The organism is Prosthecomicrobium sp. N25 (assembly GCF_037203705.1).
In the GTDB taxonomy this organism is placed as follows: Bacteria; Pseudomonadota; Alphaproteobacteria; order Rhizobiales; family Ancalomicrobiaceae; genus Prosthecodimorpha.
In genome coordinates this window covers 84,250-97,828 of the sequence record NZ_JBBCAT010000003.1, presented here as the reverse complement: position 1 = coordinate 97,828, position 13,579 = coordinate 84,250, and the positions used below count along the sequence as shown (strand labels likewise).

11 protein-coding genes are annotated in these 13,579 nt (G+C 71.2%); 3 read left to right on the top strand and 8 right to left on the bottom strand.

Annotated features, from left to right (window positions below):
* Window positions 1-2 precede the first annotated feature (2 nt).
* The 8 genes from WBG79_RS19550 to WBG79_RS19515 form a co-directional block, all read right to left on the bottom strand.
* Window positions 3-2,234 (bottom strand): ABC transporter permease, encoded by a 2,232-nt coding sequence (locus WBG79_RS19550; protein ID WP_337358895.1) that lies wholly within the window; start codon window positions 2,232-2,234, stop codon window positions 3-5.
* A complete protein-coding gene (locus tag WBG79_RS19545; RefSeq protein ID WP_337358894.1) occupies window positions 2,227-3,030 on the bottom strand; it encodes an ABC transporter ATP-binding protein in 804 nt (267 codons plus the stop codon). Before WBG79_RS19545 ends, WBG79_RS19550 begins: the two co-directional genes overlap by 8 nt.
* Complete coding sequence (locus WBG79_RS19540; protein WP_337358893.1) at window positions 3,027-4,088, bottom strand: branched-chain amino acid ABC transporter permease; 1,062 nt, start codon at window positions 4,086-4,088, stop codon at window positions 3,027-3,029. The genes WBG79_RS19545 and WBG79_RS19540 overlap by 4 nt, the downstream gene beginning before the upstream one ends.
* 3 nt (window positions 4,089-4,091) lie before the next feature.
* The gene (locus tag WBG79_RS19535; RefSeq protein ID WP_337358892.1) at window positions 4,092-5,108 is read right to left on the bottom strand and encodes a branched-chain amino acid ABC transporter permease; all 1,017 of its coding nucleotides are present in this window, start codon (window positions 5,106-5,108) and stop codon (window positions 4,092-4,094) included.
* A 119-nt stretch (window positions 5,109-5,227) separates the two neighbouring features.
* Complete coding sequence (locus tag WBG79_RS19530; protein ID WP_337358891.1) at window positions 5,228-6,064, bottom strand: helix-turn-helix transcriptional regulator; 837 nt, start codon at window positions 6,062-6,064, stop codon at window positions 5,228-5,230.
* Window positions 6,065-6,197: 133 nt separating this feature from the next.
* Window positions 6,198-7,253 (bottom strand): iron-containing alcohol dehydrogenase, encoded by a 1,056-nt coding sequence (locus WBG79_RS19525; RefSeq protein ID WP_337358890.1) that lies wholly within the window; start codon window positions 7,251-7,253, stop codon window positions 6,198-6,200.
* 149 nt (window positions 7,254-7,402) lie between these two features.
* Entirely contained in the window at window positions 7,403-8,668 is a 1,266-nt protein-coding gene (locus tag WBG79_RS19520) for an ABC transporter substrate-binding protein (RefSeq protein ID WP_337358889.1), read from the bottom strand.
* A 306-nt stretch (window positions 8,669-8,974) separates the two neighbouring features.
* The gene (locus WBG79_RS19515) at window positions 8,975-9,478 is read right to left on the bottom strand and encodes a Spy/CpxP family protein refolding chaperone (RefSeq protein WP_337358888.1); all 504 of its coding nucleotides are present in this window, start codon (window positions 9,476-9,478) and stop codon (window positions 8,975-8,977) included.
* Between the two features lie 470 nt (window positions 9,479-9,948).
* Here WBG79_RS19515 and WBG79_RS19510 point away from each other — a divergent pair, with 470 nt between their 5' ends.
* The 3 genes from WBG79_RS19510 (at window position 9,949) to WBG79_RS19500 (ending at window position 13,251) form a co-directional block, all read left to right on the top strand.
* Window positions 9,949-10,347 carry a hypothetical protein gene (locus WBG79_RS19510; protein ID WP_337358887.1) on the top strand — a complete coding sequence of 133 codons (399 nt, stop codon included), beginning with the start codon at window positions 9,949-9,951 and terminating at the stop codon, window positions 10,345-10,347.
* Window positions 10,348-11,371: 1,024 nt separating this feature from the next.
* The gene (locus WBG79_RS19505) at window positions 11,372-12,181 is read left to right on the top strand and encodes a DUF2092 domain-containing protein (protein ID WP_337358886.1); all 810 of its coding nucleotides are present in this window, start codon (window positions 11,372-11,374) and stop codon (window positions 12,179-12,181) included.
* A 14-nt stretch (window positions 12,182-12,195) separates the two neighbouring features.
* Complete coding sequence (locus tag WBG79_RS19500; protein ID WP_337358885.1) at window positions 12,196-13,251, top strand: peptidoglycan-binding protein; 1,056 nt, start codon at window positions 12,196-12,198, stop codon at window positions 13,249-13,251.
* Window positions 13,252-13,579: the final 328 nt, after the last annotated feature.

The window sequence follows — 13,579 nt, the reverse complement described above, 5'->3', positions numbered from 1 at the left end:
GGTCAGGTCCTGCCGGATGCGCCGCGGAACCGGCCCTGGTGCAGGGCGCGGAAATGCTGGGCGAGCGCCGCCGCGAAGGCGGGATCGTTGATGTGGTGCGGCAGCCGCACGATCTGCCGGTTCGCGGTGACCCGGACGGTGGCGGCGATCGCGTCGAAGAGCGCCGCGTCGGCCGCCGGGTCCCAGAAGGGCTGGCCGGGCGCGTCGAGCGCGGAGACGCCCCCCTCCGGGATCAGGAAGCGCACCGGCCCCTCCATCCGGTTCAGCCGCTCGCCGATCCACAGCCCCATCCGGCGGTTCTCGTCCGCGGTCGTCCGCATCAGCGTGACCTGCGGGTTGTGGGGGTAGAACAGGCGGTGCCGGTAATGCGCCGGGATCGTCTCGGGCGCGCCGAAGTTGACCATGTCGAGCGCGCCGACCGAACCCACATAGGGCAGCTTCGTCCGGATCACGGCGCCGAAGCGGTCCTCGGTGGCGGGCAGTATGCCGCCCATCATGAGGTCGCAGACCTCGGTGGTGGTGACGTCGATCACGCCCTGGACGAGGCCGGACTCGATCAGCTTCTCCATCGACCGGCCGCCGACGCCGGTCGCGTGGAAGACGAGCGGCTCCCAGTCCTTCTCGACGAGCCGGGTGACCTGCTGCACGCAGGGCGTCGTCACGCCGAACATGGTCAGGCCGACGAGCGGCCTCTCGCCGGCGGGCCGGCGGGCGGGGCTCGCGGCCTTCTCCTCCATGAAGGCGCGCGCCATGGCGGCCATCGCCCGGGCGCCGTTGCCGAGCACCGCGCGGGAGACCCGGTTGAGGCCCTGCACGTCGGTCACCGAGTGCATCATCGTGATGTCGGTCGCGCCCACGTAAGCGGCGACGTTGCCGGAGGCCATCGTGGAGATCATCAGTTTCGGCACGCCGACGGGCAGCACCTGCATGCCCGCGGTGGCGATCGCGGTGCCGCCCGAGCCGCCGGCCGCGATGATGCCGGCGACGTTCTGCTGCCGGCCGACCCAGGCCCGGAACGCCTCCGTCATGGCCGCGACCGCCGTGCCGCGGTCTCCGGAGGCGATGCCGGCCGATCCGGCCGGCGAGGCGAGGGCGACCTCCTGGGCGGAGACGTCCGCGCCCTGGTTCCGGCCGCGCGTGGAGAGGTCGACCAGCCGCGTCCGGATCCCGGCGGCCTTGATGATGTCGCGGATGTAGCGGAGCTCGTCGCCCTTGGTGTCGAGCGTGCCGGCGACGATGACGTGCGGCTCCTGGGGCACCCGCCCGGCCAGCGGCGACAGGTCGCCGACGCGCCGGCCGTCGACGGTGGCGAGCATGGGGCGGGTGACGGTGCGCGCCTGCGCCTCGATGCGCGCCGCCGGCACGTCCTGCGACCACCGGGTCGGCGTCGCCGGATTGGCGACGTAGATCCGGATCGGCCCCGACGGCGGGGCCGTCGCCGGCTTCGGCCCCGTCGCCCCGTCGTCGACGGTCAGGGCGTCCGCCGACTCGTGGCCGTGCCGGCCGACGCCGAGCAGGCGCTGCTGCAGGTCGCGGTCCGCCGCCAGCGTCTGCGAGGCGATCACCCGATGGATCCGGCCGTTGACCATGATGGCGACCGGATCGGACATCTGGGTCGCCACGCCGATGTTCTGCTCGATCACCAGGATCGACACGTCGCCCTCGGCCGCGAGCCGGACGAGCGTCTCCTCGACGTGCGCCACGATCACCGGGGCGAGGCCCTCGGTCGGCTCGTCCATGATCAGGAGGCGCGGGTTCATCAGGAGGGCGCGGCTGATCGCCAGCATCTGCTGCTCGCCGCCCGAGAGCTGCGCGCCGCCGTTGCGGCGGCGCTCGGCGAGCCGGGGGAAGACCTCGTAGATCCGCTCCGGCGTCCAGGCGCCCTTGCCGCGCGCCATCAGCCGGAGATGCTCGTCCACGGTCAGCGAGCGCCATAGCCGCCGGCCCTGCGGCACGTAGCCGATGCCCAGGCGGGCGATCTCGGCCGGCGCCCGCCCGACGAGCTCCTCGCCGAGGAAGCGGATCGACCCCGAGGCGATCGGCACCAGCCCCATGATCGCCTTGCACATGGTCGTCTTGCCCATGCCGTTACGGCCGACCACCGAAAGTACGCCGCCCTGCAGCGCGAGGTCCACGCTCTGCAGGGCGTGGCTGCGGCCGTAGAAGACGTTGACCCCCTGGAGCTGGAGGACCGGCGGGCCGGACCCGGCGGTGCGCGGCGTGGGCTCAGCCATGTCCGCCTCCGAGGTAGAGTTCCTGGACTTCCGGATCGTCCTCGATGTCGGCCGGCGCGCCTTCCTTGAAGATCCGGCCGTTGTGCATCATCGTCACGCTCTCGACGACGCGCAGCGCCACGTCCATGTCGTGCTCGATGATGATGTAGCCGATGTGGCCCGGCAGCGACGTCAGGATGGCGACCAGGTCGCGCCGCTCCGTCGGAGACAGACCCGCGGCCGGCTCGTCGAACAGCACGAAGCGCGGCGCGCCGGAGAGCGCGAGGGCGATCTCGAGTTGCCGCTGCTGCCCATACGCGAGCTCGCCCACGATCCTGTCCCGGTCCGCCGTCAGGTGCACGGCCTCGATCAGCAGGTCGGCCGCATGGACCAGCGCGTCGTCGCGGCGCGGGCGGACGAGCGAGAAGCGGTTCCGCGACACGCCCCGGCAGGCCAGGTAGACGTTGTCCGCCACGGTCAGGCCGGTGAACAGCGACGAGATCTGGTAGGTGCGCCGCAGTCCGCGGCGGATGCGCTCGTGGGGCGGGAAGGCCGTGATGTCCTCGCCGAAGAAGCGGATGAAGCCCGCGGTCGGCAGGAAGTCCCCCGTGATGCAGTTGAAGAGCGTGGTCTTGCCGGCGCCGTTCGAGCCGAGCACGGCCCGCCGCTCGCCCGGCCGAACCGACAGGGTGACATCCGAGATGGCCGTCAGGGCCCCGAAGCGCTTGGTGATGCCGCGCAACTCCAGCGCATTGCCGCCGCTGACCTGGCTCGACCCGACGGCGGCCGATCGGGCGGCGGAGACCGGAGCGTTCATGCCGCGCCTCCCTGCCGTGCGGCCTGCCGCGCCGCCGACCGCGCCCGCCAGCGGTCCCACAGGCCGAGCACGCCGTCCGGCGAGAACAGCACCATGGCGAGGAAGCCGAGCCCGATGATCAGCTTGAAGCGCTCCGCCGAGAAGCCGAAGACGCCGAGCGCGTCGGACGAGAAGACCTGCAGGATCACGTAGATGAACGCCCCGATGAAGGGCCCGAGCGGCCGCCTTATGCCGCCCACCACCGCGACCACCAGCACGTCGATCGCCGAGGGGATGCCGATCGTGCCGGGCGCGATCTGGGCGTTCTGCCAGACCAGAAGGATGCCGCCCGTCGAGGCGAAGACGCTTGCCAGCGCATAGGCGGCGACCCGGTGCGCCGTGACCCCGAAGCCGAGCGCGGCCATGCGGCGCGGGTTGTCGCGCACGCCCTGCAGGGCGAGGCCGAAGGGCGCGCGGGCGATGTACACGACCGCGGCGTAGCAGAGCGCCGCGGCGCCGAGGCTCAGGTAGTAGAAGGGGATCGGATCGCGCCAGGCGACGCCGAACAGGGCCGGCGGCAGGACCAGGTTGAAGCCCGAGTAGCCGTTGAAGATCGAGTAGTTCTGCCGGGTGAAGTAGAAGAAGGCCGCCGCGATCGCGAGCGTGATCATGATCGTGTAGATGCCTTCGGTGCGCACCGCGAGCGCCCCCGAGACGGTCGCGAAGAGCGCCGCGACCAGGTAGGCCGTCGGCAGCACGATCCACCATGACAGGCCGAGGCTGATGTTGGCCGCGCCCGACGTGCCGAGGATCGCCACCATGTAGCCGGCCACCCCCGCGACCGTCATCTGCAGGAGGCTGACCATGCCGCCGTAGCCGGCCAGGAACATCAGGCTGAGCCCGATCATGCCGAGGATGAAGGTCCAGCCCATTACCTGGAACAGCCAGAAGCTGTTGGCGACCGCGGGCATGAACAGGAGCACCACGATCAGGGCCCACCAGGGCGCCGAGAGCCGCTCGAACCACAGGGGCTCGTCGGTGCGGGTGCCGGAGCGGAGCGCCTGGTCGGACATCGCCATGGCCTAGCGCCCCGCTCCGAGAAGACCCTGGGGCCGGAAGGCGAGCACCGCCGCCATCACCAGGAAGGTGAACACGATCGAGTAGGTCGGCGCGTAGACGAAGCCCATCTGCTCGGTCACGCCGATCACCAGCGCGCCGACGGCGGCCCCCACGATCGATCCCATGCCGCCGACGATCACGACGACGAGGCTCGCCAGCAGGAAGCGGGTGTCCTCCCCGGGCGAGAGCGACTGGAACGTGCCGCCGATGATCCCGGCCATGCCGGCGAGCCCGGCGCCGAAGCCGAAGACCGCCAGGAAGACCAGCTGGATCCGGACCCCCGAGGCCGCCAGCATCTCGCGGTCGTCGACGCCGGCCCGGATCAGCATGCCGAGCGCGGTCCGGTTCAGCACCAGCCACATGGCGACGCCGATCACGATGGCGGCCGCCAGGATCCAGATCCGCACCGAGGGGTAGCGAAGCCACGTGACGGCGCCGGTCGTCGCGTTGACGGCGCTGACGATCGGCAGCTCGACGGGACCCTGCAGGAATTCCGGGGCGAGGATCGAATAGGACTGGCCGCCCCAGTACCAGAGCATCAGGTCGGCGAGCACGATGGAGATGCCGATGCTGACCAGCGTCTGGCGAAGTTCCTCGCCCTCCATCTTGGTGAAGATGAAGCGCTGCATCAGGAGGCCCAGGAGACCGACCACCACGAACACCACCGGGAAGGCGAGGAACCACGATCCCGTGGCCGTCGAGACCTCGTAGCCGAGATATCCGCCGAGCAGGAACAGGGAGCCGTGCGCCAGGTTGACGACCCGCATCAGGCCGAAGATCAGCGTGAACCCGGCCGCGACCAGGAAGTAGAGCGCGCCGAGCGTGATCCCGCCGAACAGCGCATTGAGGAAGATCTGCTTGCGTCCCCACTTGGCCGAGAGTTCCGGCGGCCAGGGCGCCAGGATCAGCCACAAGAGCACCGCGGCCAGGACCACGATGACCAGGCTCCAGAGCGGACGGCGCTTGACGAAGTCTTCCATTGCGGGAAGTCCGGCGGTATCGGGTCGCGGCTGCCCGCACCCGTCGAGGGCGAGACTAGAACGGGCTCCGGCCGGCGCGCTTTCCCGAACGTCTCTTCTTTCGGGCGGCGCGCCCGGCCTCAGTGCGCGAGCCCGACGACGCTCCGCCGGTAGGCGCTCGGCGGCACGACCCCGTTGGCGATGAAGAAGCGCGAGAAGCTCGCCGGCGTCGCGAAGCCGAGATCGAACCCGATCTCCGAGACGGTCTCGCCGCCCCGGGCCAGCCGCTCGATCGCGCGCTCCATGCGCAGGGCATTGAGGAAGATGGTCGGGGGCAGCCCCATCTGCTCGCGGAACAGCTTGAAGAAGTGCGGCCTGGACAGCCCCGCGGCACGCGACACCTCGGCGAGGTCGATGGGCTCGCCGAGGGTCCGGGCGAGGTGGTTGATGGCGCGGCGGAGCCGGAAGTCGCGCAGGCGCCCGGTGTCCCCCGGTATCACGTCGGCCGGGCTCGTCCACTGCCAGGTCAGGTCGAAGGCCGCCTGGGTCAGGGCTCCCAGTCGGTCCTCCAGGCCGCCGTCGCCGTCGCGATGCGACGCGAGCACTCGGGCCGTGTCGGCGACGAGGCGCGCGAGATGGTCCCCGGTCTCGACCGTGGAGCGGCCGAAGCGCAGGATCTCGGTCGCCTCGCGGCTCGCCTCCACGAACCAGCCGGGCCGGATGTAGAGCACCAGCGTCAGGGTCGGGTGGCGCCGGTCGACCGGTTGGAAATAGTGCGGCTGCCAGGGGCTGATCGCGGTCGCCATGGTGGGCGACAGCGGCAGGGGCCGGCCGTCGACCACGACCTGGGCCGCCGGTCCGCTCACGTGGAAGATCAGATGACCCTCCCTGTGGGCGTGCGGGACCATGGCACGGTCCAGCTCGAAAAGGCAGGCGCGCCCGAACGCGCCGTGTGCGACAACGTGAGCAATGCTCATTCGTTCCCTCCCGCATTTTCTGTTTTTCTGCGGATTTTCATGAATGTAGAGGATGTCGGACGGCCGACAACAGCAAAACGACAGCTTGGCGCGCCCGCGGCGCGGCCGGCCGGCAAGGCGGTCCCGGCGCGCCTCACCACGCGGCCTCGAGGATCCGGCGGCAGTCGACCGGCGTCATCCGACGCGGATTGGCCAGGGACGCCGGATCGCTGGCGGCGATCTCGGCGAAGCGGTCGAACCGGGCCCGGTCGATGCCGACCTCCCTGAGGGTGGTGGGCATTCCGACGGTCCGCGCGAAGGCGCCGATCTCGCGGCTGAAGGACAGGTCGCGGTCCTCCGGCGCGAAGGTCCGGGCCAGCGCCGCATAGCGGTCGCCGACCGCCTGGGCGTTGAATTCCGCGACCGCCGCGAGGAGCGGCGCGCGCACGTCGCCGGGCAGGAACCCCGCGCCGAGTTCGGCCTCGATCGGGCAGGCCAGCGCGTCGACCCCGCCGACCGCCTTCTCCATGGCGAGGCCGGCCGTGAGGGCGGCCGCCATCAGCTCGCGGCGGGCCTCGCGCTGCCCGCCGGCCTCGAGCCCCACCGGCAGCCAGCGCGTCATGCGCCGGACCGCCTCGAGCGCGAGCCCGTCGGCGGGCGGGTTGTAGCCGGGGCTCGCATAGGCCTCCATGGCATGCACGAGTGTTTCCATCGCGGAGGCCGCGAGGCGCCGGCCCGGGACCCGGTCGAGCACGGTCGGGTCGGCAATGATCCGGTCGGGCCGGGGGCAGGGCATGGGCCGTCCGTCCGTGGGGCGGACCTGCCGGGCGAGACCGAGATCGAAGAGCCCGACCGGGACGGCGATCACGAGCGGCTTCTCGCCGCGCCGCCCGGCCTGCTCGGCGACCAGGCGCGCCTGCCCCACGGCGGCAGCCCCCCCGATGGCGACGAGGGTCCCGCCCGGGATGCCGCGCAGGCTCCTGGCGATCGGCGCGACGGCGGCCCGGCTCGGCGCCGAGGGCGGCGCCTCGACGACCGTGAGCCGCGTGCCGCAGAGCGCCTCGCGGATCCGGTCGAGCGCCGCCTCGACGCCCGGTTCGCGGTCGACGAGGACGAGCGCGCGGGCGAGGTCGCCGGCCTCCTCGGGCAGGGCGTCCTCGATGGCGGCTTCGGCGAAATGGGTTCGCGTCAGATACCCGATCAACGTCATCGGCGACACTCCCGCCCGGGAGGGACGCTCCCAGGGGGAGCCGTTCACGCCGGCGACCGGACCGCAGCGGGCCCGGTACGCTTCGTCATGGGACGGGTGCGGCGGCCGGCACTTCCGGCCGGCCGCCGGTCTTGGGTCGACGGCCGGCGTCAGCCGCCCGCGCGCAGCTTGGCGCAGTCGACGACGTCGCGGGACGGCAGGCCGAGCGCCTTGAACTGCTCGGTCGACATTCCGAGCGTCTGGGTGACGTTGTCGGCGCGGCCGACCATCTTGCTGGTCAGCCCGCCGTCCGGTCCATCGACGACCTCGGTGATGAAGACCGTGCCGGTCGCCTGGCGGTTCTCGTTCAGCGTGATCTTGCCGACCGGGCTGTCGAGCTGGAGCTTGTTCAGCGCCGCCTTGAACTTGGCCTGCCCATCGGAGAGATCGCCGCCGGCGGCCTCCAGACCCTTGATGGCCGCCTGCGTGGCCACGTAGTAGCCGAGCCCGAACAGCGACGGCGTCGGGAAGCGCTGGGCCGCCGGAATGGAGTCCTGGTAGAGCTTGACGTAGGACGTCCAGGCCGGGCTCGGGTCGTCGATCGCGAAGGGACCGGAGGTCGGCGTGCCCTTGAGCGCGTCCTTGGCCTTGCCCTTGGCGGTCAGCACGGTCTGGTCGGCCATGATGGTGCCGCCGATCAGGCGGATCTTCTCGCCGGCCTGCTGGTACTGGTTCAGGAAGTTGATCGCGTCGGTGCCGCCGAGGCCGAGGTAGATGGCGTCCACGTTCTCGGGCAGCTGCGCGATGATGGCGGCGAAGTCGGCCTGGCCGAGCGGCTGCCAGAAGCGCTGCACGATGTCGCCGCCGGCCTTGCAGTAGTCGACCGCGAAGCCCATGAAGTTGGTGTAGCCGAACGAGTAGTCGGCCGCGATGGTGGCGACCTTTTTCCAGCCCTTGGTCTTCGCGACGTAGGTGCCGAGGCCGTAGCCCCACTGCGCGCCGTCGAGGTTGAAGCGGTAGAAATTCGGCGCCGGGTCGACCCAGGTGGTCTCGAGCGCGCCCGAGATGCCGTTGATGACGACCTTGTCGGGGATCGTCTTGGCGAAGTCGCGCATCGCGATGCCTTCGGAGCCGGACAGCGGGCCGATGATGAAGTCGACCTTGTCCTGCTCGATGAGCTTGCGCGCCATGCGGACGGTCGTGTCCGGCTTGGTGTCGGTCGGCGCCACCACGGTCTCGATATTCTTGCCCCCGATGGTGTTGTTGACCTGCTTCAGGGCCAGCTCGACGTTGCGCACGCCGTCCTGGCCGCCGGCCGCGAAGGCGCCTTCCAGCGCGACGAGGATGCCGATCTTGATGGTTCCGCTCTGGGCGAAGGCTGCGCCCGGCAGCATGAGGGCGGCGACCGCGACGGCGCCGAGCAATGAGTTGCGCATGGTGTTCCTCCCTTGACGCCGCGGACCCGCCCGGTCTTCGCGCCGGGCGGTGGTTCGCTCGTCGTTCAGCGCGGACTTGCTCGCGCCTGGAGGAAAAGCTGCCGCCGCAGGTGCGGACCGCCCATATCCCAGCGTCTCATTTTTGCGCAGGGACCCGGTTTCGGTGGGTCCTGTGCGGCGCAGGAAACCGCCGGACGATCGCCCGGCCCTCTCGTCGGCAGGAGAGGCCGCCGCGGCCGGGGGTGGATCGCCGGGACAAGCCCGGCGATCACAGGACGAAGTGTCGGACCTTCCCCGGGCCCGGTTTCACTCGTCGGCTTCGTCCTCGATCTGCTGCCGCCGGGCTTCGACCGCGTCACGGACCATGTCCAGGAAATGGGAGGCGAAGAGCGCGAGGCGTTCCTTCTGTTCGGCAGAAAGCGTCTGCGCCAGCGGCTGCCAGGCGTTCGCGACATTCTTCAGCTCGGTGCCCCGGGCGATCAGGTTGTCGGCCCGCTCGCGCATGAGCTGGAGTATATCGGCTTCACCCCGCTCAAGTCCGGCCTGCAGGGCGGCGAGACGCTTCTGGCGTCCGAGCGCGCGGTTACGGATCGCCTCCTCGATCGGGGGCCAGAGCTTCGCCTGCTCGGGGGTCAGCTGCAGCGCGGCCTTGACGATCCCGATCCTGGCGTCGGTGATGGCCTGAAGGTCGGCGGCGCTCAACCCGGCGAGAGCCGGGGCCTGGACCTGGGTGCTCTGGCCGAGGGCAGGCTGGGCCAGCATCATGATCGAGAGGATCGAGCCGCCAAGCAGAGAAGTGTACTTTTTCATGGTCTCTTCCTTCCGTCGGAACTGCCGGTGCATGACGCAATGCGGCAGGAGGGCCCCCGTGGCGACCGGAACGTCGATCGGTATCCCGCAGGCCCCCCGCGGCGAGCGTGCGATCCTTTCACGGCAAGGCCGCCCCGCTTGATCGCTTGGGCCGTGTCCGTAGCCATCCGGACCACCTGCCGTCGCGGGCCGGAGCGTCGTCACCACGCACCGCTTCGGGCCGCCCGCGGGCGGCTACGGGGGTCGGCCTAGCCCGGTGGTCGCCGCATGTCCCGAATGGACAAGTCGGCGTGCCGGATGTCGGGCAGGGTCGGCCATCGGACCATGTCGGTACCCGTGACGGCGGCGTGTGGCCGGCCGTCCGGGACGTTCCGGCCATCGCGGGACGTCTGACCAACGCAGGCGAGGATTGACTCATGATTCAGCGCTCGGAATCGCGAAGGACCCTTCTCGGTCTTCTCGGTGGTGGAATGGCCGCCACGTTGCTCGGCGGGACCGTACCGGCCCATGCGGCCACCGGCTCGGTGCGCATCAAGATCGTCAAGGCGGGGTTCGTGGTCGGCCTGGGCGGTGGAAGCGGCGTCCTCAACTTCGGCGGCCGGCAGTATCCGTTGAAGATCGGCGGCGTCAGTCTCGGCGCCATCATCGGCGTGGCGGAGGCCGAACTCGTCGGTCGCGCCACCGGCCTGACCACGGCCTCCGACATTACCGGGACCTATACCGCACTCGGCGCCGGCGTGGCCGTCGCGGGCGGGGCCACGACGGTCAAGCTGCAGAATTCCCGCGGCGTCATCCTGACCCTGACAGGCAAGCAGATCGGCATCCAGTTCTCGGTCGCCCTGAGCGGAATGACCGTGTCGATCGGCTGACGGCTCGCCGGCTGCGCGCGGACGAGCCACGGTGGCCCGACAGGGGTCTCCAGGCGCTCCGCACCCGAGACGGCAGCCGGCCGGCAAGGTCGCAGAGCTCGAGGCCGAGGACCCGGACGTTCGGCAATCGCCGAGCGGTCCGGGTCCTCGGCATTTCTGTTCGGAACATGGCCCGCCGGGCCAGATGACGGGCACCGCGATGCCGAGGCAAGCGGCCTTTCCCCGGTCGCCCGGTCGCCTCGTCGACTCCCCGGGCCTTGTCGCCTCCGCGTGCCTGGAACCTGCCGGGCCACGCTTGCGCGTGTCTGAGGCGCGGCGATTGGGTCGGGAACAGACCGGTCGGGGCCCGCCGGCGGCCGCCGGTCAGTTGGCCGACTTGGTATCCAGGATGCGGGATAGCCGCTCAAGGTGTCGGATCGCGGCCGACAGTTCAGCCTCAGCGTAGGGCAGTCTGGTCGTCGTCCTGGACGCCTCGACGAGTCTCTCGGTCGCCTTCTGTACACGATCGACCGCCTCGACCCATTCGATGAGCACGTCTTCCCTCATTGATGCTTCCCCTGCGCCCCAATTCGTCTCCGAGGGTGAAGTTATGCAATGAGAAAGCGAGCCCAGTGTTCCGTCTCGGACGGACCCATGGCCGGCGATATTTGATGAATGCTCACGTTGGTGGATCGTGAGCTCGACGGCTTGATGGCTTGGGACAATCGGGCATGGGGCAAACCCGTAGCTCGCCATTCGTGCGACCTCGGGTCCGCGTCGCGCCGTACCGGCGGCGCCCGTGGCACCTGCGCGACGGGGCGACCGGCGGCCTGCAGGACCCGCTGGCCCAGCCGATCAAGTAGCGGGACAGAAGTTCGCCCAATCTCGCGCAGTCCAGAGCCGCGACCGACCTCGCGCGGCCTCCGGTCGGCGGACCATGCGGATGTCGAAGGGCCGGTCGGCCCGGTGATCGGGGCTGCCGAGGTGGCCTGCGCCGCCGCTCCGGACCTGCGGCCGATGCCGATCCGAAGGGGTGGAGAGCACCATGAACGTTCGCGTCCAGCTTCTGTCCGTCGCGCTCGCCGCCGCCTTCGCGGTCCTTCCGGCGCGCGCGCAGGACGGGGCGCCGGAGCCCTCGGCCCGGGACCTCGCCCTGAAATCCGCCCGCTACCTCGCAGGGCGGCCGGCCCTGTCCTTCCGCTGGTTCGTCACCTACGACCAGTCCGCCGACAACGGCCGGAAGATCACGTCCATCAGGAGCGGAGAGACCCTCTTCTCGCGCAAGGACGGCTTCTTCGTGAAGGCGGAGCGGGAGGGCGCCCGGCGGGACTACTTCTACGACGGGGCGACCTTCGCGGTCGCGGCGCCGGACGAGAAGTTCTATGTGAGCGTGCCCTTCGGCGGCGGCTACGACGCGCTCGTGGAGGCCATCCGGGACAAGACGGGCACGGTGCTGCCGCTCTGGTCCATCCTCAGCGAGAAGCTTCCCGACCGGCTCCTCGAGGGCGTGAAGGACGCCGCGTATCACGGCACGACCCTGATCACCGGCCGGGAGGTCCATCACCTGAGCTTCCGCGGCGCGGACGAGGACTGGCAGGTCTGGATCTCGACCGACGAGGCGCGGCCGGTGCCGCTGATGATCGTCGGGGTCGAGCGCGCGAAGCGCGGGGCGCCTGTCTATCGGGCCTACCTCAGCGAATGGAACGATGCTCCGGCGGTCGACCCGGCCCGGTTCCGGTTCAGCCCGCCCGCGGACTTCATGCGCCTTGCGGTGGCCGGCGGCGGACAGTCGACGAAGCCGGCGACAGCGGCGCCCGCGGGAGCCCCGTCGCCCGAACCGAAGCCCGCCCAGTGAGCAAGGAGAGAACCATGCGGAAAATCCTTGCCACCATCGCGGCCGGCCTCATCGCCTACGGCTCGATGCCGGACCTGCCGTCCGGGGGCGGAGCGATCGGGAGCGCGGAGGCGCGCGGAGGCGGCGGCGGCGGTCGCGGCGGCGGCGGCGGTTTCGGGGGCGGCGGTGGCCGCGGCGGATTCGGCGGCGGATACGGTGGTGGATACGGGGGTGGGTTCCACGGCGGAGGCTACGGGCCGCGACCGGTCTACGGCGGGGGCGGCGGCGGCCGCCCGCCTGCCGCCGCGACCCGTCCCTCCAAGCCGCCGGCAGCCTCGCGCCCGCCGTCCGGCCAGCGGCCAGGTGCCGGCCAGAAGCCGGGTGCCGGCCAGCGGCCCGGCGCAGGCCAGAAGCCCGGTGCCGGCCAGCGGCCCGGTGACGGCCAGCGTCCCGGCGTCAAGCCCACGCCCCCGATCGCCAACGCCCCCGGAGCCGGCGGAAGGCCGCCCGGCGTGGGTAACCGGCCGCCGCTCCAGCCTGGTGCCCGTCCGCCGGGGTGGCGCCCGCCGGGCTCGAGGCCGCCCGGTTGGCGGCCTCCGGCTGCCCGGCCGCCCTATCCCCGCCCGCCCCATTGGCACTGGGGGGACTATCACTGGTATCCGGCCTGGGGCTGGTACTTCACGGGAGCGGTCGCGGGAGCCTCGCTCGCCTTCGTCGATACGCTTCCCGACAGTGTCGACTGCGCGACGAACAGCTATCAGGGCGAGTCCCTCTACATGTGCGGCGACGTCCTCTACAGGGCGACCTATCTCGATGACGACCGGGTCTACGAAATCGTCTCCGACGAGGGAGCCTCGGGGGGAGACGGCGTGTCGACGGGGCCCGGGTCGCTGAGGCTCGCCTCGCCGCGCATGCGCGGCAGCCGGGTCCGGGCCCTGCAGGAGGCTCTCGTGCGCGACGGCATGGACATCAGCGTGGACGGCATCTTCGGCCCGGGCACGGACCAGGCGCTGCGCGACTTCCAGGCCCGGAACGGCCTCCAGGCCACCGGCGAACTCGACGAGGACACCGCTGCGAAGCTCGGGATCTGACGGCCCGCGGTTTCCCGGGCGCCTATCACCGGCATGACGGCGCGGCCCGGGGCTCCGGGCCGCCTTGAGCGCCGTTTCGCGGCCTGCGCACTTCAGCTACGGGGGCCGTCCGCGACGGCGCAGGTGCGGTCTGGAGACGACCACCCGGCGCGCTGCTTGGATGCGGCCCGATGCGGGCGACGCCGATGTCGGCCGAAGAGCCGGCCAGCGGCCGGAGCCTCGGCGTCGCCGGCGGCAGGTGCTTCAGGTGTCCCCTGCGATGACGGACGGCGTCACACGCCGCATTGCCCTGTCCGGCCGGCGGGCGAACCCCGTTCGACCGAGGCAG

Bases quoted from the DNA above. Each gene is read 5' to 3' on its own strand.
- WBG79_RS19550 (WP_337358895.1), bottom strand. From the start codon at position 2,234: ATGGCTGAGCCCACGCCGCGCACCGCCGGGTCCGGCCCGCCGGTCCTC.
- WBG79_RS19545 (WP_337358894.1), bottom strand. From the start codon at position 3,030: ATGAACGCTCCGGTCTCCGCCGCCCGATCGGCCGCCGTCGGGTCGAGC.
- WBG79_RS19540 (WP_337358893.1), bottom strand. From the start codon at position 4,088: ATGGCGATGTCCGACCAGGCGCTCCGCTCCGGCACCCGCACCGACGAG.
- WBG79_RS19535 (WP_337358892.1), bottom strand. From the start codon at position 5,108: ATGGAAGACTTCGTCAAGCGCCGTCCGCTCTGGAGCCTGGTCATCGTG.
- WBG79_RS19530 (WP_337358891.1), bottom strand. From the start codon at position 6,064: ATGAGCATTGCTCACGTTGTCGCACACGGCGCGTTCGGGCGCGCCTGC.
- WBG79_RS19525 (WP_337358890.1), bottom strand. From the start codon at position 7,253: ATGACGTTGATCGGGTATCTGACGCGAACCCATTTCGCCGAAGCCGCC.
- WBG79_RS19520 (WP_337358889.1), bottom strand. From the start codon at position 8,668: ATGCGCAACTCATTGCTCGGCGCCGTCGCGGTCGCCGCCCTCATGCTG.
- WBG79_RS19515 (WP_337358888.1), bottom strand. From the start codon at position 9,478: ATGAAAAAGTACACTTCTCTGCTTGGCGGCTCGATCCTCTCGATCATG.
- WBG79_RS19510 (WP_337358887.1), top strand. From the start codon at position 9,949: ATGGCCGCCACGTTGCTCGGCGGGACCGTACCGGCCCATGCGGCCACC.
- WBG79_RS19505 (WP_337358886.1), top strand. From the start codon at position 11,372: ATGAACGTTCGCGTCCAGCTTCTGTCCGTCGCGCTCGCCGCCGCCTTC.
- WBG79_RS19500 (WP_337358885.1), top strand. From the start codon at position 12,196: ATGCGGAAAATCCTTGCCACCATCGCGGCCGGCCTCATCGCCTACGGC.